General features: G+C 31.9%; 18 protein-coding genes. 4 read left to right on the forward strand and 14 right to left on the reverse strand.

Annotation, left to right across the window (positions count from 1 at the left end):
* Positions 1-46: 46 nt before the first annotated feature.
* The 6 genes from ABD766_RS04655 to ABD766_RS04680 all read right to left on the reverse strand — a co-directional run bounded on the left by ABD766_RS04655 (position 47) and on the right by ABD766_RS04680 (position 7,121).
* Positions 47-2,233, reverse strand: coding sequence for a TonB-dependent receptor (locus ABD766_RS04655; protein ID WP_344815584.1), 2,187 nt, complete (start codon positions 2,231-2,233; stop codon positions 47-49).
* A 250-nt stretch (positions 2,234-2,483) separates the two neighbouring features.
* The gene (gene arfB / locus ABD766_RS04660; protein WP_344815585.1) at positions 2,484-2,885 is read right to left on the reverse strand and encodes an alternative ribosome rescue aminoacyl-tRNA hydrolase ArfB; all 402 of its coding nucleotides are present in this window, start codon (positions 2,883-2,885) and stop codon (positions 2,484-2,486) included.
* The gene (locus ABD766_RS04665; protein ID WP_344815586.1) at positions 2,872-4,998 is read right to left on the reverse strand and encodes a DUF4301 family protein; all 2,127 of its coding nucleotides are present in this window, start codon (positions 4,996-4,998) and stop codon (positions 2,872-2,874) included. The genes arfB and ABD766_RS04665 overlap by 14 nt, the downstream gene beginning before the upstream one ends.
* Positions 4,962-5,579, reverse strand: a complete 618-nt coding sequence (gene pnuC / locus ABD766_RS04670) for a nicotinamide riboside transporter PnuC (protein WP_344815587.1) — start codon at positions 5,577-5,579, stop codon at positions 4,962-4,964. Before pnuC ends, ABD766_RS04665 begins: the two co-directional genes overlap by 37 nt.
* Positions 5,580-5,605: 26 nt before the next feature.
* Positions 5,606-6,322, reverse strand: coding sequence for a phosphoglycerol geranylgeranyltransferase (locus ABD766_RS04675; RefSeq protein ID WP_344815588.1), 717 nt, complete (start codon positions 6,320-6,322; stop codon positions 5,606-5,608).
* Positions 6,323-6,368: 46 nt separating this feature from the next.
* The gene (locus ABD766_RS04680; protein ID WP_344815589.1) at positions 6,369-7,121 is read right to left on the reverse strand and encodes a 4'-phosphopantetheinyl transferase family protein; all 753 of its coding nucleotides are present in this window, start codon (positions 7,119-7,121) and stop codon (positions 6,369-6,371) included.
* A 128-nt stretch (positions 7,122-7,249) separates the two neighbouring features.
* On the opposite strand from ABD766_RS04680, the gene ahcY reads away from it, so the two are divergent.
* Positions 7,250-8,566 (forward strand): adenosylhomocysteinase, encoded by a 1,317-nt coding sequence (ahcY, locus tag ABD766_RS04685; protein ID WP_344815590.1) that lies wholly within the window; start codon positions 7,250-7,252, stop codon positions 8,564-8,566.
* A gap of 84 nt (positions 8,567-8,650) precedes the next feature.
* Here the strand turns inward: ahcY and ABD766_RS04690 are convergent, their stop codons facing one another.
* From ABD766_RS04690 to ABD766_RS04700, 3 genes are all read right to left on the reverse strand, one after another.
* Positions 8,651-9,142, reverse strand: coding sequence for a hypothetical protein (locus tag ABD766_RS04690; protein WP_344815591.1), 492 nt, complete (start codon positions 9,140-9,142; stop codon positions 8,651-8,653).
* Entirely contained in the window at positions 9,121-11,022 is a 1,902-nt protein-coding gene (locus ABD766_RS04695; protein WP_344815592.1) for a S9 family peptidase, read from the reverse strand. The genes ABD766_RS04690 and ABD766_RS04695 overlap by 22 nt, the downstream gene beginning before the upstream one ends.
* Before the next feature lie 123 nt (positions 11,023-11,145).
* Positions 11,146-14,331 carry a reprolysin-like metallopeptidase gene (locus ABD766_RS04700; protein WP_344815593.1) on the reverse strand — a complete coding sequence of 1,062 codons (3,186 nt, stop codon included), beginning with the start codon at positions 14,329-14,331 and terminating at the stop codon, positions 11,146-11,148.
* A 203-nt stretch (positions 14,332-14,534) separates the two neighbouring features.
* Between ABD766_RS04700 and ABD766_RS04705 the strand changes: the two genes are divergently transcribed.
* Positions 14,535-15,647 (forward strand): NAD(P)/FAD-dependent oxidoreductase, encoded by a 1,113-nt coding sequence (locus ABD766_RS04705; protein WP_344815980.1) that lies wholly within the window; start codon positions 14,535-14,537, stop codon positions 15,645-15,647.
* Complete coding sequence (gene mtgA, locus ABD766_RS04710; RefSeq protein ID WP_344815594.1) at positions 15,648-16,370, forward strand: monofunctional biosynthetic peptidoglycan transglycosylase; 723 nt, start codon at positions 15,648-15,650, stop codon at positions 16,368-16,370. It begins immediately after the preceding gene.
* A gap of 33 nt (positions 16,371-16,403) precedes the next feature.
* On the opposite strand, the gene ABD766_RS04715 is transcribed toward mtgA, so the two are convergent.
* Positions 16,404-16,778 (reverse strand): DoxX family membrane protein, encoded by a 375-nt coding sequence (locus ABD766_RS04715; protein ID WP_344815595.1) that lies wholly within the window; start codon positions 16,776-16,778, stop codon positions 16,404-16,406.
* A 175-nt stretch (positions 16,779-16,953) separates the two neighbouring features.
* Between ABD766_RS04715 and ABD766_RS04720 the strand changes: the two genes are divergently transcribed.
* Positions 16,954-17,757 (forward strand): TIGR00266 family protein, encoded by an 804-nt coding sequence (locus tag ABD766_RS04720; protein ID WP_344815596.1) that lies wholly within the window; start codon positions 16,954-16,956, stop codon positions 17,755-17,757.
* A gap of 58 nt (positions 17,758-17,815) precedes the next feature.
* On the opposite strand, the gene ABD766_RS04725 is transcribed toward ABD766_RS04720, so the two are convergent.
* The 4 genes from ABD766_RS04725 to mscL all read right to left on the reverse strand — a co-directional run bounded on the left by ABD766_RS04725 (position 17,816) and on the right by mscL (position 22,832).
* Positions 17,816-18,379, reverse strand: coding sequence for a type 1 periplasmic-binding domain-containing protein (locus tag ABD766_RS04725; protein WP_344815597.1), 564 nt, complete (start codon positions 18,377-18,379; stop codon positions 17,816-17,818).
* Between the two features lie 11 nt (positions 18,380-18,390).
* A complete protein-coding gene (locus ABD766_RS04730) occupies positions 18,391-20,769 on the reverse strand; it encodes a TonB-dependent receptor (protein ID WP_344815598.1) in 2,379 nt (792 codons plus the stop codon).
* Positions 20,770-21,254: 485 nt separating this feature from the next.
* Positions 21,255-22,244, reverse strand: coding sequence for an aspartate-semialdehyde dehydrogenase (locus ABD766_RS04735; protein WP_344815599.1), 990 nt, complete (start codon positions 22,242-22,244; stop codon positions 21,255-21,257).
* 186 nt (positions 22,245-22,430) lie between these two features.
* Complete coding sequence (gene mscL, locus ABD766_RS04740) at positions 22,431-22,832, reverse strand: large conductance mechanosensitive channel protein MscL (protein ID WP_298308954.1); 402 nt, start codon at positions 22,830-22,832, stop codon at positions 22,431-22,433.
* Positions 22,833-22,851: the final 19 nt, after the last annotated feature.

Consider the following 22,851-nt stretch of genomic DNA (forward strand, 5'->3'; position numbering starts at 1 on the left):
GTAGAATTAATTCTAACTTGGCTTTTTAATAAGAAATAGATTATAATTAAAAGGTTAGTGTTGCACCAACTAAAAAGTTTCTTGTTGCTTGCGGAAAATAACCGGCACCTTCTATAGTTGTAATAGTTCCTGGATTTGAAAAATCATCGTCAAAAGTATAGAAATAGCCATTAGACTCGAATTTATTATCCAAAACATTATTAATTAATCCTGAGAAAAGAATCGATTTAAGTCCTTTATTAATTTTCCATAAATAGGTAATATTGATATCATGAAAGTGATACTCTTTAAGAATAGATCTTTCTGAATCAATATTTCCCATAAATTGTTTTCCGACGAATTTATTTAAGATTGTTAGATTCAAATTTTTCTTTGGCGAATAGGTTATTGCATTACCAATAACAAGATTTGGTGAAAAAGCTATATCAGTATTTCCTAAGTTTTGAAGAACTCCATCACGTTGAAAAAAGAAATCTTCGTTCTTGTTTTGACTTAAAGTCACATTTGGTTGAAGTGTAAACTTGCTTCCCAATTTTAAAGTAGATTCTAACTCCAATCCCAATCGATAACTTGAACCACTATTGGTAAAAATTGGCGAACCAACATCATTCAAAGCTCCTGTCAAGACCAACTGATTTTTATATTGCATGTAAAAAGCATTTGCATTGACAATCATTTTCTTGGAAGAATATTTCCAACCCAATTCAAAATCAAATAAGCGTTCGGATTTTGTGCTTCCGTTTTCATAATCGTCTCTTCTTGGTTCTTTATTGGCAATTCCTGCAAAAGTGTAAAAAGCATTTTTGCTGTTCAATTGATAATTTAAACCAACTTTTGGATTAAAAAATCTAAACGCATCATTTACATCATCAAATCGGAAACTATTGGCTTCATAAAATACCATTCGGTATTGTAAATCTGCAAACACATTTAGTTTCCCAAAAGTTTGTGATGCTTTTACGTAAACATTCACATCATCTTTGTTTCCAATATTATTGTAGTATCTATTTGAATTTGGAACATAATATTGCGTCCAAACTACTTCTCCGAAATGCTTTCCTAAATAACGGTTTGCAGCGCCACCAAACAAGACGTCAGTTTTGCTGTTTTTATAATTTAAGCTAAAAGTCGTACCAAAAAAATCGTTATCTAACCATCTTTTTCTAATTAAATCTGAGGTTCCATTCCCTTGAAAATCGGGTAAGAAATAATCGGATAAAGTTTCGTCTTCTCTATATTGTTCAAAATACCCTTTACCAATGGTATAGTGAAGAGCAACATTAGAAGACCATTTTTCTGACCATTTTTCTGACCAATGCAATTGAAAATGATTTTGCCAATAATTATCGGTTTCGTTATCATGAAAACGCATGGTTCCATCAGCGTCAAAATACATTCCAGCTGGATTGAACGTTCTATCATTTTTTAACTTATCTAAATCTTCAATTCCATACCATGCCTGATATGTTTTTTCTTTTCCACCAAAAAACAAGGCTTTAATTTGAGTTGATTTATGAATATAATTGGCATTAAAAAAATAGCCAAACATATTAGTAGAAGCTCTATCAACATATCCATCAGAAGCGATTTGAGAAATTCTTCCGTTAAATTCAAAATTATTGTGTAATCCTGTTCCGAAAGCTAATGTGTGTTTTCTTGTGTTGAAACTTCCAATAGAATTAGCAATTTCTGCATAAGATTTTTCTTGAAAAGATTTGGTTTGCATATTTAAACTTGCGCCAAATGCACCAGCACCATTAGTAGAAGTTCCTACACCACGTTGTAATTGAAGACTTTCTACAGATGAAGCAAAATCAGGTAGGTTTACAAAAAATGTTCCTTGACTTTCGCTATCATTGAACGGAACTCCGTTTAAAGTGACATTGATTCTAGAACCATCTGTTCCTCTTACTCTCATGTAAGTGTAACCAATTCCGTTTCCTGCATCGGTTGTTGAGACTACAGAAGGTAAATAATTAAGTAAAATTGGAATGTCTTGTCCAAGATTTCTAGGAGCAATTTGTTCTTTACTTACATTAGTAAAAGTAACTGGATTGTTTTTTTGAGCTCGAACACCAGCAATTAAAACTTCATCAAGTTTTGTAACTTTTGTTGTGTCTTTGGGTTTCTCTTGTGCAATAGAGGAAATAGATAATAGAAAAAAGAAAATAAACAGCGAAACCTTTCGATTCTTTGTGTTTTTGTGGCAAGTTTTTTTAAATAAAATTTCCATTCGTAAAATAAATTATACGAATAAAAAGAGGTAATTATTCTTTGGTTAAAAAATAAAAATGTTTCTTTCCTGTGACAAAGTTCAGCGTGCACTCTGTTTTGTCACTTTTCCCTAAACAGCATTACCTGTTCTAGGTTCATTGGGTATAATCTCAGCTCGTAATTTAGAGCACCCCTTTTGAGACGATGCAAAATTAATTAAAATTCCAATACAAAAATTCCAAATTCCAAAATTTGTTTAAATTGGATTTCTACAAATCGGGTTTTTTACGATTTTGTTTTATTTCGGAAGTTGATGATTTGTCTTTTAATCTTTTTTCGATAACTGATTTAGGGATTTTGGTAGCTTTTCTTTCTTTTGGAATTACTAATGATTTTTCTATCAACTCCAGAAATCTTTTAATAACGATTTCTTTATTTTTAAGTTGGCTTCTATCTTCATCACAGTTTAAAATCAAAATTCCGTCAAGAGTTAATTTGGATTTTAATTTCTTTTGAGACCTTTCTTTTTCTTCGTCTGAAAGTGATTGAGAATTGTTTAAATCAAATGTTAAAACTACTTTGGACGAAACTTTATTTACGTTTTGTCCGCCAGCTCCAGAGCTTCTAACGGCTTTGAAAGAAAGTTCTGAAATGATTTTATCCTTGTCCATTTGTTGATTGATGAGCAGGTTTTAACAAATCGTTTACTGTTTTCACTGGATTAAAAGTAATTAGAGGAACTTCAACAAAAATAGTAAGCCATTTTGCCATTGCACCATTCCAAAGTCCCGGTAGTTCGAATGCTCTTAATGATTTTCCTTTGTTGTTTTTTTCAACAATAAAGCCTGAATTTTTATCTATGAACTTCATTAAATCAAATTTTTGTCCATTGTAATCTTTTATTCCACAAACAAGGTCAACTGGATTAAAATGTGTAGCACTTTCAAAGATTTCTTTTTGCCTTGTATCTTTCGAGTCAATCTGAGAAGATTCTATTATTTGTAAAAATGTCTTTCCTTTTTTATCGATTACCCAAAACGGTCCTCCACCAGGTTCGCCTTCATTTTTAACCATTCCACAAACACGAATTGGACGGTTTAAAATCGTTTTTAAATGATCTACTTTACTTTCTTTGGTGAATTTTGAAAAATCATCTTTTATATCAATATTCAATTTTGATTTTATATAATTTACAATTTCATTCAAATCTTCGTTAGAAACATTTTCACTATTAAGCATTATCATATACTTAAAAATAACTTCTTGATATTGAATTAAAATTCCAGCCAAAGCTTTTTTGTAAAGTGCAATTTCTTGAATATGATTTTGAATGACGTTATCAATGTTCTTGATGAAAATTACATCTGCAATTAGGTTGTTCAAATTTTCAATCAATGCACCATGTCCGCCAGGTCTAAAAACGATATTATCGTTTTCATCTCTAAAGGGATTTCCGTCCAAATCAACCGCAATAACATCTGTAGCTTTATTTTGGTAAGAATATTTTACATTAATTTCTGCATTGGTTTGTTTTTCAATTTTTGGCTTTACTTCATTGATAATGGTTTCAAAATCATTTTGATGTTCCTCTGAAACTGTAAAATGAAGATGGGATTTTCCGTTTGAAGTAGCATAAAAAGCACATTCATTTAAATGTTCTTCTATCGCAGTAGCAGTATAATTTTCATATTTATGAAAAGGTAAAACACCTTTTGGTTTGTTTGAGAAATCAAAATATTTAGGAGAAAGCATTGTTTTTATAAAACCAAAATCTCGCGTATCTTTTTCCCATGTACCATATTCTGGCAATGAGGATTTGGCTACCTCTAATATTTCATTGTAGAAAGGGAACTTTTCTTTTGCTACTAAAAAGATAGGTAAATTTTTATCCTTTTTTCTATTAATATAAGCGTTTATACTTTCTTCACCAAGTTTAAATTCATTCAAAAATTCGTTTAAAAACTTGAACATTCTACTTGCTGCTCCAGAAGCTGGTACAAATTTTTTCAGTTTAAGATTAGTCTTTTTCTCATCAAAAAAATTTGAAAAATACTTAGCTTCGTCATCGGTTATTCTTAGAATACCATCATTAATTATGGCCGGTCGTTCTAAATTTATCTTTGGAATTCCGCTTTTCAATATTTGAAATTGGTCTTCAATGACATCTAAATTAGTATTTCTATTGTAGATTTTTATATAGTCAAATGAATTTAAACCTATTTTTTTTGCTTTTTGAAAATCTGAAATGATCTTAGTTGCTTTTTCAAGACGTTCTTCTTTATTTCCGGAAAGTTTGATATAGGGTTTCTTAAATTCAATTAAAGCTTGCTCAAAAGCGGCTATTGATGCTTCCCTATCCTCTGGCTTATCTCTTAAATCATCTTTTTCCCACGGAACATCAACGTCTGTTAGAAAAATCAAATCATATTTGTGCTTCTTGGCTGCTTTTGCAATTATTGCATCACAAGAATTGTAGTTAATATCAGAAAATACTTTGGTCACCAAAACATTAGTGTCACAAAAAAGAATTTTATTAGCATTCTTCAACGCTTCATTCTCAAGTTGCGTTTGTCCAATTGCAATTGGCATTAAATCTTCTCTCGAACAAATTTCTTGTTTTAAATCCCATTTGTCTTGAAGATAATCGCGTGCAAACTCTGGAATCCAAATGGTATTGAATTCTTCGGCAAGTTGCGATGCTAATGTGGTTTTCCCTGTTGATTCAGGTCCTACAAAAGCAATTTTTATTATTTCTGTATGTTCTTGTTTAAGATGTTCTTCCATTGAATGTAGGCTAAAATAGCTAATATTGTAAAAACTAAATACTGTAATGATAACATTCCTAAGCCTCTGTGGGCAAATAAAGGAACTGCTATTAAATCACCGATAATCCACAAGGTCCAATTTTCTATTTTCTTTAAGGCCATGTACCACATAGCGGTAAAAAATATTCCAGATGTAAAAATATCAATATAATTAGGAATTTCAAGTTTATAATCGAAAAAAAGATACACTAAATAAGTAATTATCATTGTTAAAATAAATAATCCTATACCTATTAATTTCTCTTTTGTTGAAGTTCTAGTGATTTCTAATTCGGGTTCATTGTCTTTAGAAGACCATTTGTACCAACCATATATACTCATTATAGAATAGTAAAAATTCATAGTCATATCGCCAAAATATTTTGCTTGATACAACAAATAAACCGTTATAATTGTTGAGATTAATCCTGTTGGATACACCCAAATATTTTCTTTTTTGGCAAAATAAACGCTTAAAATTCCGAATACAAACGCTAGTGACTCCAATATAATTTGAAGTGTTGTAGCGTTTTTATATTGTGATATCAGAAAATCTAACATTTGATTAACGATTTTTGAATTTTGATTTAAGAATTAAAAAAATTAGTGTCATTTTCAAATGCGGTTCCGATTACTACTATATCTGCTCCAGCATTGAAAGCATTTTCGATTTCTTGTTTGGAACGAATGCCGCCACCAACGATTAATGGAACGTTTATATTTTGCGAAACTAATATTATCATTTCTTTTGGAACGGATAATTTTGCTCCACTTCCAGCTTCGAGATAAATTAATTTATTTCCGATGAATTCGCCTGCTTGTGCGGTTTGCAATGCGTATTCGTGGTTGGTTCTATCTAAAGGTTTGGTTTGACTAACTCTTTCAACAGCGGTTTCATTACCACTTTCTATTAAAATATATCCTGTTGAAATGACCTCTAAATTGGTCTTTTTTATAATTGGAACAGCATTTACTTGGTGTTCAATTAAATAATCTGGGTTTCTACCTGATAATAAAGTTAGGAATAAAATTCCATCGGCTTTATCAGAAATTTGTGATGGATTTCCTGGAAACAATAGAAATGGTAAGTTGATTTTTGATTTTAATTCGATAATTAATTCATCTAAATGTGTTCCATCAAAGGAACTTCCACCGACAAAAATATGTGTTGCAGGTGATTGATTTATTTTTTGAATTAAATCCGAAAGGTTTCCCACTGCCAACTTATCTGGATCGAGAAGAATGGCTAAGAGTTTTTCACCTTTGGTTTTTGAATTTAGTATTTCGTTGTAACTGTTTATCATGTGTTTCTCGCAAAGACGCTAAGTCACGAAGATTTTATTTTAATTACTAATTATTAATTGATTTAAAGGCGCAAACAAAGATATAATCTTCTACCGAATCGAATTGGATTTGGAACTTTTCTTCTTTGTTATTAAATTTTAATGTTGCCGTTGCTTTTTTGTCTTCAAAAGAAAAATCGTCTTCAAAAATATGGTTTGGAAAACTAATTCCTTTTTCATTTTTGATTTTGAAAATACTTTCTTTAATTCCCCAGACGGTAGTTGCTTTCTTTATTTTTTCTTCATCGGATAGATTTTGCAAATGTGAAACATCCATAAATCGTGCTGCAATTCGAAGAATTTTCACTTTTACTCGTTCAATATCCAAACCGACTTTTGAATTACTAATAACAATTGCAGAAAAATCGGCAGAATGGGAAATTGAAATATAATTGTTGCCTTCGAGAGCCTCAGGCAACAATTTTTTAGAATTCTCGTGTTGACTGAGGCTCTCGTGTTGACTGAGGTTCTCGTGTTGACTGAGGTTCTCGTGTTGACTGAGGCTCTCGAAGTCAACTTTTAGATGTGGCTTCCCAAATTCATCATAATACAAGTCAAAATCATTATAGTTATTATGTTGTAATAACATTCTCACCGCTAAAAATCCTTTTTGATGACTTTCTGATTTCATACTTTCCAATCGCGCTAAAGAAGAATCTTTCAATTTTACTTGACTGAAAAGCGTGTCAAAATCTTCTGTAATCTTCCAAAGATACAGTTTGGTGTTGTTAGACAAATAGATGACTTTATGTAATGGCATTTAGTATTTTGTTGTTTTTCAAAAGATTAAACATTTAAACATTTCACAAATTTTAAAATAAATTATTAAAATCAAAACCTATGTTGTAATTTTGCACCAAATTTTAAAAATACAAATATACATAATTGATGAGTACACAAACATTACCATTTGTAGCTTACAAAGTTAAAGACATTAACCTTGCGGCTTGGGGAAGAAAAGAAATTGAATTGGCAGAAGCTGAAATGCCAGGATTAATGGCTTTGAGAGCTGAATATGGAGCAACTCAACCTTTAAAAGGTGCAAGAATTGCAGGATGTCTTCACATGACTATTCAAACTGCTGTTTTAATTGAAACTTTAATTGCTCTTGGTGCAGAAGTTACTTGGTCATCTTGTAACATTTTCTCAACTCAAGATCAAGCTGCTGCTGCGATTGCTGCTGCTGGAATTCAAGTTTATGCTTGGAAAGGTCTTGACGAAGAATCTTTTGACTGGTGTATTGAGCAAACTTTATTCTTTGGTGAAGATAGAAAACCATTGAACATGATTCTTGATGATGGTGGTGATTTAACTAATATGGTTTTTGACCGTTACCCAGAATTAATTCCTGGAATTAAAGGTTTATCAGAAGAAACTACAACTGGTGTTCACCGTTTGTATGAAAGAATGAAAAACGGAACTTTGTTCATGCCGGCAATTAACGTAAATGATTCGGTTACTAAATCGAAATTTGATAACAAATACGGTTGTAAAGAATCGGCTGTTGATGCTGTAAGAAGAGCAACAGATATTATGTTAGCTGGAAAAAGAGTTGTTGTTTGTGGATATGGTGACGTTGGAAAAGGAACTGCGGCTTCTTTCCGTGGTGCTGGTTCTATTGTTACAGTAACTGAAATTGATCCAATTTGTGCTTTACAAGCTGCAATGGACGGATTTGAAGTAAAAAGATTAAACACTGTTATTGCTAATGCTGATATCATCATTACAACAACTGGAAATAAAGATATCGTTCTTGGCGAGCACTTTGAGCAAATGAAAGACAAAACTATCGTTTGTAACATTGGTCACTTCGATAACGAAATTGATATGGCTTGGTTGAACAAAAACCACGGTGCGTCTAAAGTTGAAATCAAACCACAAGTTGATAAATATACTATCAACGGAAAAGATATTCTTATCTTAGCTGAGGGTCGTTTAGTAAACTTAGGTTGTGCAACTGGTCACCCAAGTTTTGTAATGAGTAATTCATTCACAAACCAAACGTTAGCTCAAATTGAATTATGGACTAACAGCGCAGCTTACAAAAATGAAGTTTATATGTTACCTAAACATTTAGATGAAAAAGTAGCTGCTTTACACTTAGCTAAATTAGGAGTTGAATTAGAAACTTTACGTCAAGACCAAGCAGAATACATTGGTGTTGAAGTTACTGGACCATTCAAACCAGAGTATTACAGATACTAGTCTGATATTAGATTTTTGATATTAGATATTAAATATAAAACCCCGATTTCAATTGAAGTCGGGGTTTTTGTTTGGTATAGAAACTTACTTTATTTCTAATATCGTTCTATTAGGGTAGAAAATCTCTGTCGAATCACTTTTACTACTTGAAAAGTAAATTTTCTTTTTTGAATTATAATAATGGATTGTCTCAAATGGATTCTTCAATGGATTTGGTCCAATGATTGAAGTTGTTCCTGATTTTATTATTAAAGAATAAGATAGACTATCTATTTTTTTAATTTTACTTTTATGTATAAAATTAAGCGATTCTGTTTTTCTGAGATTAAATAGACTTACCTCTTTTCTTGATATTTTCCGTTCACTATGTCGTAATGAATCAAAGTTGATTTTTATTTTAGATTTCACAAACACTTCAACATCTTTATTTGTATTATTTTCTACAAATAAAACATAAGGTGTATCACAAGAAATACAACAAATAAATATCAAAATTAAAAAAACATTAAAAACAAGTCTCATTAGTTTATAATTAATATAAAAAACTTTATTTTCTACAACGTCTCCTTCAACCATTTATAAAACTCACTTTGCCACACTTGAGCGTTTTGTGGTTTTAGTACCCAATGGTTTTCGTCTGGAAATAATAAAAATCTACTTTTAATTCCGCGTAATTGTGCTGCTTGGAAGGCTTCTTGTCCTTGTCCTATTGGCACACGGTAATCTTTTCCTCCTTGGATGATTAATATTGGAGTGTTCCATTTATCAACCATATTGATTGGGTTGAACTTTGCGTATGTTTTTTGTGCTACAGCGTTGTCTTTTTCCCAGTATGCTCCACCGTGATCCCAATTGTTGAAGAACACTTCTTCGGTTGTGCCGTACATACTTTCTAAATTGAAAACACCACAATGTGAAATAAAAGTTTTAAATCTGTTGTTGTGAATTCCTGCTAATTGAAAAACAGAATAACCACCATAACTTGCTCCTACAGCACCAATTCTATCTTTAGCTACATAACTTTCTTTAGCTACATCATCAATTGCAGAAAGGTAATCGTCCATTACTTGTCCGCCCCAATCTTTAGAGATTTGTTCGTTCCATTCTTGTCCATGACCGTACATTCCACGACGGTTTGGAGCAACTACAACATAACCTTGTGAAGCCATCAAAGAGAAATTCCAACGGAAAGAATAACTTTGAGTCAATGGCGATTGTGGTCCACCTTGGCAATATAAAAGTGTTGGATATTTTTTATTTTTATCAAAATTTGGAGGTAAAATTACCCAAACCAACATTTTCTTTCCGTCAGTTGTTGTAACGTATCTTCTTTCGTATTTTGGTAAAGCTAGTTTGCTGTAGGTTTCATCATTAATTTTAGTCAATTGCAACCAAGTTTTTTTCTTCAAATTATAAGAATATACCTCAGCGGCATGATTCATATCTGTTCTTGTAACGATTACATTATCTCCAGAGAACGCTACAATATCCGATACATCGAAATCACCATTAGTAACCTGAGTAACCATAACAGCGATTTTTGTTAATCCTGGAAAGTTTACTTCAAATAATTGTTTAGTCCCATCAACTGCGGCAACAAAATATACTTTTTTTCCATCGGCGCTCCATGCATAATTATCTACACTTCCGTCCCAATTAGCCGTAAGATTCATGTCCATTCCTTTGAAACGAACAATGATGTCATTTTTATCGGCTTCATATCCGTCGCGCTTCATTTGCAACCAAGTTAGATTTCCTGTTGGAGAAAACGTTGGATTGGTATCATATCCTTTATTAGCTTCTGTAAGGTTTTTGGTAGTTTTAGTTTCTAGATTGTATTCGTACAAATCGGTATTTGTAGAAATAGCATATTCTGTTCCGAATTTCTTTTTAGAAACATAGATAATGCTTTTTGAATCTGGCGACCAAATAAAATCTTCGTCACCACCATGAGGTTTTTGAGGAGAATCGTACGGCTCATTTGCCATAATGTCAATTGGTGTAGCCTTATCTATATTTTCAGCATAAAACACGTGGTTGTGACTTCCATCGTTATAAGTATCCCAATGACGGTAATCTAACGAATTGTATACTTGAGCATTTGATTTATCAAGGTTTGGATAAATATCTTTACCTAAAACTTTATTTACTTTCACTTCTTGAGAGGACAAAATATATTTCCCATCTGGAGAAACATTTTTATCGGCAACTAAATCTTTGGTGTCTTTTACTTCGGTTGCATTTCCACCATTTACTGGAATGGTGTAAAATTTAGAATTCGATTTATTTTCTTCTACTGATGGAATGGCAACTTTATAAACTACCGATTTTCCATCTTTTGAAATTCCTAAAACAGAAACTCTTCCTAATTTCCAAAGTAATTCTGGGGATAAAACTTGTTGCGCTGATGCTGCTATACTCATTGTACTAACGATTATAAAAAATATTTTCTTCATTTTATGCTGAATTTAGTTCAGCATCTTTCGATACTGAAATAGGTTATTTAATGATTCGTTAAAAGTAATAAAAAAAGCCGTCACGATAAACGCAACGGCTTTTAAAATTAACTGACTAAAAAATTATTGCTTAATAAAACGTTTTGATGTTGCTCCATTTGCATTAGAAACTTCAATTAAATAAGTTCCTGCTGCTAAATTACCAACATTAATACTTTCGTTTTCAATTTTACCTTTTCCTAATTCTTGTCCCATCATGTTGTAAATTCTATAGCTTGAATCTGCTTCAAGATTAGAAATGTTTAAAACATCACCTGAAACTGGATTTGGATATAAGTTGAAAGAAATTTGGTTGTTAGAAGCTTCTTCAACTCTAGCTGTAGCAGTAATATTTACTGTGTAATCTTCTACTTGACCAAAATCGAATGTTCCACAAGGAGTTGTCGGAGTTGCGTTATATCTCATGATTACTCTCATTCTTGTAGCTCCAAGTGCTGCAGTTGTTGGAACAGTAAACGAACCTGAAACTGGAGTTGCTGTTGTTCTCGCTCGCGAGAAAACGCTTTCGCCTGCATCAGTAAAATCGCCATCTCTGTTATAATCGATGTAAACTCTATATCCTTCGCTGTATACAGTTCCAGTCCAAGTTGGCGTAATCGTTATTGTATTTGATGTTCCTCTAACTAAATTTGTAGAAATTGCTGTGAAATTTTCATAACCTGCAGTTCCAGTTGATGGATTATTAATTGTCCCTAATTGAACTCTTCCTATTCTTTCATCTGCTGTGCTGTTTGCTGAAGCAGTACAATAAGTAACTGTAGCTACAGCTAAAGTTGTTACAGAAACAGTATTACTATTTACAGAAATATTTCCAGCAGCATCTTTTGCTCTTACGTTAAAAGCATATGAAGTTGAAGCTGTTAAACCTGTAACTGCGAATGTTGTAGCTGTTGAAGTAGAACCAATTACAACTCCGTTTCTTAATACATCGTACCCTGTTACACCAACGTTATCAGTAGCGCCAGTCCACGATAAATTTGTAGTAGTTTGAGTTGTTCCTGAGGCTGATAATGTTGGAGCTGTTGGAGCTGTTGTATCAACAACTGGAACTAAAGTAGTTACAGAAACTGAATTACTATCAGCAGAAACATTTCCTGCTGCATCTTTTGCTCTCACTGTAAATGAGTAAGTATTTGAAGCCGTTAAACCTGTAACTGCAAAAGTTGTAGATGCCGTTGTACCTATTAAAGTTGCCCCTCTGTATACATCATAGCCTGTTACAGCAACGTTATCAGTTGCGCCAGACCAAGATAAATTTGTAGAAGTTTGCGTTGTTACAGAAGCTGCCAATATTGGAGCTGTTGGAGCGACAGTGTCTGTTACACCAGAAGTAATGGTAAAGTTAGTATTTGAAACATCAAAGAAAATATGATTTGTTCCTTTTACCATGATTCTGTTAGTAGTTCCGGGTGTGTTTGGAATAGTTACTGCTTGCGTACCGTCATTTGGAGTTGCAGCCAATAATGTTGACCAAGAAGCTCCACCATCAGTAGATAATAAAATATCTACGTTAGCACAATTAACGCCATTTGCAGTTGTTCCTGCTACAGCCCATGTTACTGTTTGAGAGCTTCCTCCAACATAAGAAACTGCTGTATTTGGTGAACTTACAGAAAATGGACCTGCTGTTCCGTTTACTGTAACAATCATATCATCAGAATTATTTGCAGAACCACCAGCTCTATTATCGCGAACCGTTAATCTAAAATTCATAGTTCTTGCAACAGAAGGCAATGCTTCAACTGTAATTTCAGTTCCTGCTGTTGTAGTTGCACCAGCCAAAACTCTTGTCATATTTGGAAAATATCTTACCGGAGAAGTTGAAGAATTATAAGATCTAAAAGTTGGTCCTGAAGTTCTTGTAGCACTTGCTGCTGAACTTGCTCCTGTTGCAGTAGATGCTGCATTATCAAATTGTTCCCAGTTGTAAGTTAGTACATCTCCGTTAGCATCAGTTCCTGAACCAGTTAACATAAATGGAGTGCTTTTAGGAATAGTGTAATCTAAACCAGCTAGAGCAGTTGGTACAGAATTTCCTGTTGCTGTATTAGTTTGACAAGTTTTAGTTTTTACGTTATTAGTCACTTGTTGAATACTAGCTGCATGAAAATAGGCATCAGAATTTGTTTGAACATCTTGACTTGTAATACCAGCATAACCCATAATTGTTGAACCAGAACCTGGCTCCATATTTACACCTGTACCTTCATTATTCATAGAAAAAGTATGATTTGCTCCAAACTGATGTCCGATTTCGTGAGCAACATAATCAATATCAAATGTATCACCAGTTGGAATTGTGCTAGAAGTAAAACCACTTCCTTTAGCAGCATTACAAACACAACCTATACAACCTGCATTCCCATTGTTCCCTGCTCTTACAAACAAATGACCTACATCATAATTAGCACTACCAATAACATTGGTTAAAGTTGTTTGTAGTTGACTATTGTAACTTGTTGTGTAAGGATCACTTGCTGCATCTGTATAAATAACAGCATCATTGTTAGCAATCAATATCATTCTAACAGCAAAATCATTTTCAAAAACGCCGTTCACACGTGTCATAGTATTATTGATTGCTGCTAAAGCTAACGCTTTTGTTCCACCAAAATAAGCTGTATATTCTCCAGTTGTTGAAACCGCTAAACGAAATGTTCTTAAAGTTGAATCATCTGCATTAGGACGCAAAGCTAAATCTTCAATACTTGAAGAAACTTCCTCAACAACGCTGCACTCAAATGGTGAAAATGATTTTGCTTTGTCTGCTTTTTTATAAACCGAATAGGTTTTTAAATCTTGAGAAAAAGGCTCAATAAATACGGCCGATTGATCTGGACCAATAACCATTGATTTAAAACCAAGAGGAGACATACTGAAGTAGGCTTTTGATGTTGGATTATTAATTCCAATTCCAATGTAAGATTTAATTTCTGGATATCTAGCTGCTAAAGCAGGATCCATATTTGAGTTTTCATAAATTCTAAATTGTTCCATTTCACCATCAGTGTTTGGTAAGGAAACAATCACAGCAGACTTTAAAGATAAATCTCTTTTTGGTGAACTTGAAAGCGTAGCTTTCATTGCGTCCACATCTAAATCTAAAAGATTTTTTTCTGGCAACTGCATTCTACTCTCAAGAAGTGGTACATTCTTGTTAGTAGAAGTTTTCCAAAATGAACCTTTTTGTTGAGCAAAAGCGAAACTCGTCATCGCTAATAATGCTACAGAAAGTAACTTTAACTTCATAATATTTAGTTTTTGGTTAAAAAATAGAATATCAAAATTATCAAGAATTTTGTCATATTTTCATGTTTCTATAAAAGTTATTAACAAATCGATGAAGTGCATGTTCTTAATTTATAAAATTCACAACTATTCTTACAATTTATAAAATTATTCGAATTCAAATGAAAATTCTAAAAAATTATTATTTTTATAAAAAATATTCGATGCAATTAAGTTATTGGGAAATAAAAAATTGGTTTTCAAATGTAGATTTTACTATCGTGGGCAGTGGAATTGTAGGTTTACATTGTGCTTTAAATCTTCGTGAACGATTTCCAAAAAGTAAAATTTTACTACTTGAAAAGGGAATTCTTCCACAAGGTGCAAGTACAAAAAACGCCGGATTTGCTTGTTTTGGGAGTTTGTCAGAAATTATTGATGATTTAAAATCTCATTCTGAAGAAGAAGTCATTCAATTAATTCAAAAACGTTGGAATGGACTGCAAATTTTAAGAAAACGACTTGGAGATGAAGCCATTGATTTCAAACCTTATGGAGGTTATGAATTATTTTTGAAAGAAGATGAAAACACTTATAATGAATGTTTACAAAAATTACCTTTTATAAATGATATCATAAAACCACTTTTTAAATCAGATGTTTTTTCTAAAGAATTTGATCGATTTAATTTTCAAAACATACATGAATATTCTATTTTCAATCCCTATGAAGGTCAGATTGATACCGGAAACATGATGCAAGCACTTCTTAAAGAAGCAATTTCTAAAGATATTTTAATTTTAAATCAAGCCGAAGTTACTTCACATATTGAAAAAAATAATTCTGTTGAAATTATTGTAAACGATTACTCATTTGAAACAAAAAAATTACTTTTTGCTACTAATGGATTTGCATCTAAACTAACAAATAATGCGGTAAAACCAGCCAGAGCACAAGTTTTAATTACAGAACCTATTCCAAATTTAGAAATTCGTGGTACTTTTCATTTAGACAAAGGATATTATTATTTTAGAAATTTTGAAGACAGAATACTTCTTGGCGGCGGAAGGAATTTAGATTTTGAAGGAGAAACCACAACCGATTTATCTCAAACAGAAAAAATTCAAAATAGATTGGAAGAGTTGTTAAAAAATGTAATTTTACCAAATCAAGAATTTCAAATTGCACATCGTTGGAGTGGCATTATGGGAATTGGCTCACATAAAAATCCAATTGTTTCTCAAATCTCTGAAAATGTTTATTGCGGCGTTCGACTTGGCGGAATGGGTGTAGCAATTGGAAGTTTAATAGGACAAGAATTAGCAGAATTAATATAAATGGCAACAAAAAAGAATATTTCAAAATCGACAAACAAAACTTTCTTTCAAAAGCTTAAGACATTTATCTGGAAGTCAATGCTTTGGTTTTTTGGCATTTCCATTTTATTAGTTGTCCTTTTTAAATGGATTCCTGTTCCTTTCACTCCATTAATGATTACAAGAGCAATTGAACAAAAAATAGATGGACAAGAAATGACTTGTAGCCATGATTGGGTTCCTTTAGAGGATATTTCTGTTAATCTTCAAAAAGCAGTTATTGCTAGTGAAGATGGTAATTTTCTAAAACATAATGGCTTTGATTTTAAAGCGATGCAAAAAGCTTTTAAAAACAACAATCGTGGAAAAAAACTTAAAGGAGGAAGCACTATTTCACAACAAACAGCAAAAAATGTATTTCTATGGCAAGGCAGAAGTTATATCAGAAAAGGATTGGAAGCTTATTTCACATTTTTGATTGAAATTGTATGGGGAAAAGAACGCATTATGGAAGTTTATCTTAACTCAATAGAAATGGGCAAAGGTGTTTATGGTGCAGAAGCTGCAGCCGAACATTGGTACAGAACAGACGCAAAAAACTTAACTAAAATTCAAGCAGCTGGAATTGCAGCAATTTTACCAAATCCAAGAAAATATAAAGCCACGAATTCTTCTTCTTACATTGAAAAAAGAAAAGGGAAAATTGTAAGAGTTATGAATCATGTTGGTAAACTAGAATACTAAAAAAAAGCTTCCGATAAATGGAAGCTTTTTAATTTATTGAAATAACGATTTATAATGTGTCCAATATTTATAAATTAAAATTCCATTTAAAATGGCCACTAATAGTGCTCCACCTATCCCATTCACATCTAAAAACAAATGAAATAATAGAATGTTAATTGATATTGGCGCTAATAATGTTAATGCAAAAGCAACCCACTTTTTCATAAGAAGTAAAGCTCCAATAACAATTTCTAATACTCCAACTATTTTAAGCACATAACCGGTTGCACCTAATGAGGTCATAAAATTGTTTGCTTGTTCAGGCAATTCTGGCAAAGGAATAAAGCCAAAAAACTTATTAGCTCCAAAAACTAGAAGTATAATTCCTAATAGTATTCTAACAATTTTTGTAAACATTGAATTCATAAATATTTATTTTATTGGTTAGTAATATGGTAAAAATATAATTAATTTTTTATATAATAAATATTTTAAAACTTAATTTTTTAAACATTTCTGTATTTGATGTGTTTTTAGTATCTTCATTGTAACTTTTTGTTTAAATAATTATCTAATAGTAATAATCTTAAAAATTGAAATTATGCAAGCTCACGAAATAGATTACCAAATTTTTGGTGAAGAAATGCAATATGTAGAAATAGAACTTGATCCTCAAGAAATTGTCGTTGCAGAAGCTGGAAGTTTTATGATGATGGACAATGGAATCAAGATGGAAACCATTTTTGGCGATGGTTCAGGTCAAGATCAAGGTGGTGTTTTTGGAAAATTACTTTCTGCAGGAAAAAGAGTTTTGACTGGCGAAAGTCTTTTTATGACGGCCTATTTAAATCAGAACAATGCTAAAAGTAAAGTTTGTTTTGCTTCTCCATATCCCGGAAAAATTATTCCGATAGATTTACGACAATTTCAAGGAAAATTCATTTGTCAAAAAGATGCTTTTTTGTGCGCTGCAAAAGGTGTTTCTGTTGGAATTGAATTTTCTAAAAAACTTGGTCGTGGTCTTTTTGGCGGTGAAGGTTTTATTATGCAAAAACTAGAAGGAGACGGAATGGCATTTGTACATTCAGGTGGAACTCTAGCTAAAAGAGAATTAGCTGCTGGAGAAGTTTTAAAAGTTGATACTGGCTGTATTGTAGGATTTACAAAAGATGTTGATTACGATATTGAATTTATCGGCGGAATTAAAAATACGATTTTCGGAGGAGAAGGAATGTTTTATGCAACACTTCGTGGACCTGGAACAGTTTATATTCAATCATTGCCTTTTAGTCGTCTTGCCGATAGAATTATCGCTTCTGCTCCTAGAGCTGGCGGAAGTTCTAAAGAAGAAGGAAGTCTTCTTGGCGGAATTGGGAGATTATTAGACGGTGATAATAGATTTTAAAAAACAAAAAGGTTATTCTAATTAAAGAATAACCTTTTTAAATTAAATTGGTTTATTATTAGTTAACAACTAAAGGATATGTAACTTGTGCATCTGTTGCGCCACCTGCATTTGCTATATTACCTGTTGAAACTCCAGCGGCTGATTTATTCGGCAAATGTCTAAGTGTTACCGTAAGATTACCTGTTGCAGCAGAAGCAGTAACCAAAGTAAAATCTAGTCCTATAGGTTTCCCATTTGCATCAGTATCAGTATAGGTAAAAGTTCCTATTGATGCAGGTGCTTGATAAAAAATTTGGTGATCTACACCTTCTTCTTCTACTTCGGTTGTAATATTATCAGCTGGATTTATTGTTTCATTGAAAAACTCGACTGAACCTGTATATGTTGTTCCGGCTGTTAAATTTCCTGAAACAGTTACAACTGGTGCATTTGGTCCGTCACCATCTAAATCTCTAGATAAAAGTGTTACAGTTTGACTACCTGCAACTAATGTTGTTCTTACTGTTGTTATCACTTCTTCTTCATTTACAGGAGCTGGATTATCATCATCGCTACAAGAAATTAATGCAAAAGCAAAAAGAGATAAGAAAAGTTTGTTTGTTAATTTAAATGTTTTCATTTTTTTATATTTTAGAAATTAATTTTTACTTGAATTTGAATGTTTCTGCCAAGATCATCAGCATAGAAACGTTGTCTGTTTAAATAGTCTCTGTATTTTGTATTAAAAATATTAAATACTGAAAGACCTAAGGATGTAAACGAATTTTTAGATGTTTTAAAATCAACATCTGAAGAAAAATGCAAAAGATTATAGGCTTGAGGCGGTGAACTAATATCTATTTCAACTGGCACTAAATTTCCATCAACCACAATATTTGAAATAAAATTATTATTCGGAAATTGATTTTGTCTGAAAACTATTTCACTTTGTAATTCTAACTTTAGATTACTCCATTCTTTTTTGTTAAATTGAATACGGTTATTAATATTCAATGGTGGCATATCAATTAATGATTCATTATTTGTAATGTCTGCTCCATTAACAAAAGATATCATCAATTTATGTTGAAAGTATTTAGTTATTTTCCATTGTGAATTAAAATCTACACCTGTTAAAACAGCATTGGTTTGGTTGAATTCCCAAACCGGAAAAGCTCCGCGAATAGTTGTTTCAAAACCAACTGGTTTTAAAAAGATAAAATCTTCAATGTAATTAAGGAATGGTCCAATATTTACAGCAAAATTATTCCACTTTTTCTGAAGTGAAGTACTGATTTTATTTGACTTTTCACTAACTATTCTTAAATCGCCCAATTCAATCATACCACTAGAATGATGCAAACCATCACTGAAAAATTCTGATGGATTAGGATTTCTAACTGCACGACTAAGATTGAAATACAAATCATAATCTGAACCAAATGAATATTGTGCTCCCAAACTAGCTGAAAGATTATGAAACAAAAATTGTGGCTTAGTCAACCATTGATTTCCAAAATCACCTATAATAAAATCATTATAATCTGGACTATAATTTCTTTCATCCCATCTTGATTTCAAATAAAATTTTGTCGCTTGAATAGATGAAAAATCATAACGCGAACCAAACTCAACAGAAAAATCACTAGAAAAATGATAATCAACAATTCCATAAACTGCAGCATCAACCTTGTCATAAGTTGGGATTAAAGGCATAACACCTGTATTTGGACTAGCCGTATTATTTTGAAACGAACTTGAAACTCCAAGTTTGTAATCCCAATCTCCATTTACAAGATTGTAATCTGCATTAAAAGTGTGTGTAATTAAATTCAAATCAAGAGCTGGTTTTGAATCTTGAATTCCGGTTCTCAAATCAAACTCTTTTCGATTATTAAATTGAAAAGAATATTGCAAACCCAAAACTTCATTATCTTTAAAATTGAAGTTATAATTCAGTTTAGCTAAATGATGCATCACTTTTTGTTTTGGATTTTTAATTGAATAATCAAAATCATTCACAATATAAGGTATGCTATTATTGATTGAATTATATAAATCATTTACATTACCAATATGTGATGCACTCAAAATTCCTATGGTAGCATTATACAAACTATAAAAAGCAGAAAAATCATATTTCTTTCCGATGTATTTTATATCACCAGAAAAATTGGCTTCTCTATTTCCCGTATTTGATAAATTATAACTAGGCGATTGTCTATCTCCATAATATTTAAAACTACCTTGAACGTTCCAGCTCCAATCACAAAAATTACCTTTATGCAAACTAGTTGAAATTGTTCCACCTCTACCATTACTCTCTAAAGTGGTTAATGCTTTTCCAAATAGCGTGTCCTTCTTAATACTAATCGGCTCGATAACAACAATTCCTCCAATAGCATCACCTCCATATTGTAGTCCAGATGCGCCTTTTAAAACTGTAATTTTTCCTGCCGAATTTATATCAAAATTTGGAGCGTGTTCAACACCCCATTGTTGATCTTCTATTTTTACATTATTGTTGTAAATTGGTACACGACTACTATGCAATCCGTTAATAACAGGTTTTGCAATAGTACTACCACTTTTCAAAATTGAAACTCCTGAAACTTCTTTCAAAACATTAGCTAAAGATTGACTACTAAACTTTTCTATTACTGCCTCTTTAATTTTTTGCTCAGACACGGTATTATTGTAATAATTATCCTTGTGCTTAATTACAATTTCATTCAAACGTTCCGCTTTTTGCCTTAGTTTAAAATTAATAACTTGAGTTTGAGTTACAGTAATGATAGTATCAATAGATTGGTAACCCACATAACTTATTAAAAATTTTGTAGGACCAAATGGAATGTCGTTTATTGAATAAACTCCATTTCTATTACTAACAGTTGATTTAGAAGAAATATGAATTTGACTTTTTTCAAGTGGTTTTTCATTTTCATCTACTATTTTTCCACTTATTGTATTTTGACCAAAATTAGATGCAAAACACAATAAGCAAAAAAACATTATGATTTTTTGCATTTATTTTTCTTTAAATTGTTTACGTTAAATTAAAACGAAATAAACAATTAAAGTGGAGGTCCTCGAAGTGAATAAATACATCCTGAAAAAAAAGAAATATTTTCAGTTGAATGAAAAAACGTTACTTTTCTATAATAAGAATGGGAATTTAAAAAATAATCATCAAGTCTTAATTGAGAACAAGAGTTTAAGGTAAACTCACAAACAAAACAATGGTCAGATTCGTGATGACTATGACTTATTTCAGTCTTGTTAACTACATATTTGTGATTACAATGTTTTTCTGAAAGTGCAACTTCTATGTGGTGAAAGGAATGCAGGGATTGTAACAATATTGCGAACAATATTGCCAAACCAAAAAACAAACTAACTACAGAGTATTTTCCTTTCATTACGGCAAATATATACTAGTAACAATGAAAAACCACTTGAATTAACAAATTTTAAGATTTGTAAACTCAAATGGTTTGTATACTTGAATTTAATTAAACTAATTTATTAGCAACTAAATATTCTGCAATTTGAATAGTATTTGTTGCAGCTCCTTTTCTTAAATTATCGGCTACAATCCACATGTTTAGAGAATTTGGTTGGCTTTCATCACGACGAATTCTACCCACAAAAACCTCATCTTTCCCTTGTGCAAATAATGGCATTGGATAAGTGTAAGTATCGGTATTATCTTGAACTACAACACCATCAGTGTGATGAAGAATATCTCTGATTTCACTTACATTAAAATCGTTTGCAAACTCCACATTAACAGCTTCGCTATGTCCACCAACAACAGGTATTCTTATTGCTGTTGCCGTTACGGCAATTGTTTTATCTCCAATAATTTTTTGAGTTTCACGAACCAATTTCATTTCTTCTTTAGTGTAACCATTTTCTTCAAAACTATCACATTGAGGAATTGCATTTCTGTGAATTTGATACTTATAAGCCATTTCTCCTTGAATTCCTACATATTCATTTTCTAATTGCTGCACAGCTTTTACACCTGTACCAGTAATAGATTGATAAGTAGAAACGATAACACGTTTGATTTTATATTTTTTATGTAAAGGCGCTAAAACCAAAACCATTTGAATTGTTGAACAGTTTGGATTAGCGATAATTTTATCTTCTTTAGTTAATTCTGAGGCGTTGATTTCTGGAACAATTAATTTTTTTGTTGGATCCATTCTCCAAGCCGATGAGTTGTCAATTACTGTTGTACCTACTTCTGCAAATTTTGGAGCCCATTGTAAAGATGTTTCTCCTCCAGCAGAAAATAAAGCAATATCTGGACGCATTTCTACAGCAGTTTGTAAACCAACCACTTTATATTTTGTTCCTTTAAACTCAATTTCTTTACCAACAGATTTCTCTGAAGCTACAGGAATTAATTCGGTTACAGGAAAATTTCTCTCAGCTAAAACTTGAAGCATTACTTCGCCAACCATTCCGGTTGCACCAACTACAGCAACTCTCATATAAATATATTTAAAATTTGGAAGTACAAAAATAGGTAGAAAATACTTTGAAAAAAGAAAATTTTCAATATTCAGTAAGGAATTTTAAATGTTGAAGTATTAAAAAAGAAAAACCGCTTCTATTAAGAAGCGGTTTAGTACTGAAATCAATTCAGCATTAATTAGAATATATACTGTAGCGGTTTATTATTTTTTCAATAAATCTCTAATCTCTGCTAATAATTCTTCTTGAGTTGGACCTGCTGGAGCTGGAGCTTCTGCTGGCTTTTTCATTTTACCGTATGCTTTAATAATCATAAACATAACGAATCCAACTACAACTAAACTCACAATTGAATTAATCCATTTACCGTAACGGATGGCATTCTCTGGAGCAGTTACAACACCTGCAGCATCTTTAACTTCTGGTGACAAAACATACTGTAAAGATGAAAAATCCATACCACCAGTTAACATTCCTACAATTGGCATTGCTATATCAGCAACAAATCCATTAACAACTGCACCAACTGCACCTGCCATAATTACAGCAACAGCAAACTCAATTACGTTTCCTGTCATTATGAAATTCTTAAATTCTTTTAACATGATATTTTATTTTATTGGT

This window comes from Flavobacterium cheonanense (assembly GCF_039539185.1).
Classification (GTDB): Bacteria; Bacteroidota; Bacteroidia; order Flavobacteriales; family Flavobacteriaceae; genus Flavobacterium; species Flavobacterium cheonanense.

Coding starts and splice junctions, on each gene's coding strand:
- mtgA (WP_344815594.1), top strand. CDS start 15,648: ATGGCAACAAAAAAGAATATTTCAAAATCGACAAACAAAACTTTCTTT.
- mscL (WP_298308954.1), bottom strand. CDS start 22,832: ATGTTAAAAGAATTTAAGAATTTCATAATGACAGGAAACGTAATTGAG.
- ABD766_RS04730 (WP_344815598.1), bottom strand. CDS start 20,769: ATGCAAAAAATCATAATGTTTTTTTGCTTATTGTGTTTTGCATCTAAT.
- ABD766_RS04700 (WP_344815593.1), bottom strand. CDS start 14,331: ATGAAGTTAAAGTTACTTTCTGTAGCATTATTAGCGATGACGAGTTTC.
- ABD766_RS04715 (WP_344815595.1), bottom strand. CDS start 16,778: ATGAATTCAATGTTTACAAAAATTGTTAGAATACTATTAGGAATTATA.
- ahcY (WP_344815590.1), top strand. CDS start 7,250: ATGAGTACACAAACATTACCATTTGTAGCTTACAAAGTTAAAGACATT.
- ABD766_RS04735 (WP_344815599.1), bottom strand. CDS start 22,244: ATGAGAGTTGCTGTAGTTGGTGCAACCGGAATGGTTGGCGAAGTAATG.
- ABD766_RS04705 (WP_344815980.1), top strand. CDS start 14,535: ATGCAATTAAGTTATTGGGAAATAAAAAATTGGTTTTCAAATGTAGAT.
- ABD766_RS04725 (WP_344815597.1), bottom strand. CDS start 18,379: ATGAAAACATTTAAATTAACAAACAAACTTTTCTTATCTCTTTTTGCT.
- ABD766_RS04655 (WP_344815584.1), bottom strand. CDS start 2,233: ATGGAAATTTTATTTAAAAAAACTTGCCACAAAAACACAAAGAATCGA.
- ABD766_RS04665 (WP_344815586.1), bottom strand. CDS start 4,998: ATGGAAGAACATCTTAAACAAGAACATACAGAAATAATAAAAATTGCT.
- ABD766_RS04675 (WP_344815588.1), bottom strand. CDS start 6,322: ATGATAAACAGTTACAACGAAATACTAAATTCAAAAACCAAAGGTGAA.
- ABD766_RS04720 (WP_344815596.1), top strand. CDS start 16,954: ATGCAAGCTCACGAAATAGATTACCAAATTTTTGGTGAAGAAATGCAA.
- pnuC (WP_344815587.1), bottom strand. CDS start 5,579: ATGTTAGATTTTCTGATATCACAATATAAAAACGCTACAACACTTCAA.
- arfB (WP_344815585.1), bottom strand. CDS start 2,885: ATGGACAAGGATAAAATCATTTCAGAACTTTCTTTCAAAGCCGTTAGA.
- ABD766_RS04690 (WP_344815591.1), bottom strand. CDS start 9,142: ATGGTTGAAGGAGACGTTGTAGAAAATAAAGTTTTTTATATTAATTAT.
- ABD766_RS04695 (WP_344815592.1), bottom strand. CDS start 11,022: ATGAAGAAAATATTTTTTATAATCGTTAGTACAATGAGTATAGCAGCA.
- ABD766_RS04680 (WP_344815589.1), bottom strand. CDS start 7,121: ATGCCATTACATAAAGTCATCTATTTGTCTAACAACACCAAACTGTAT.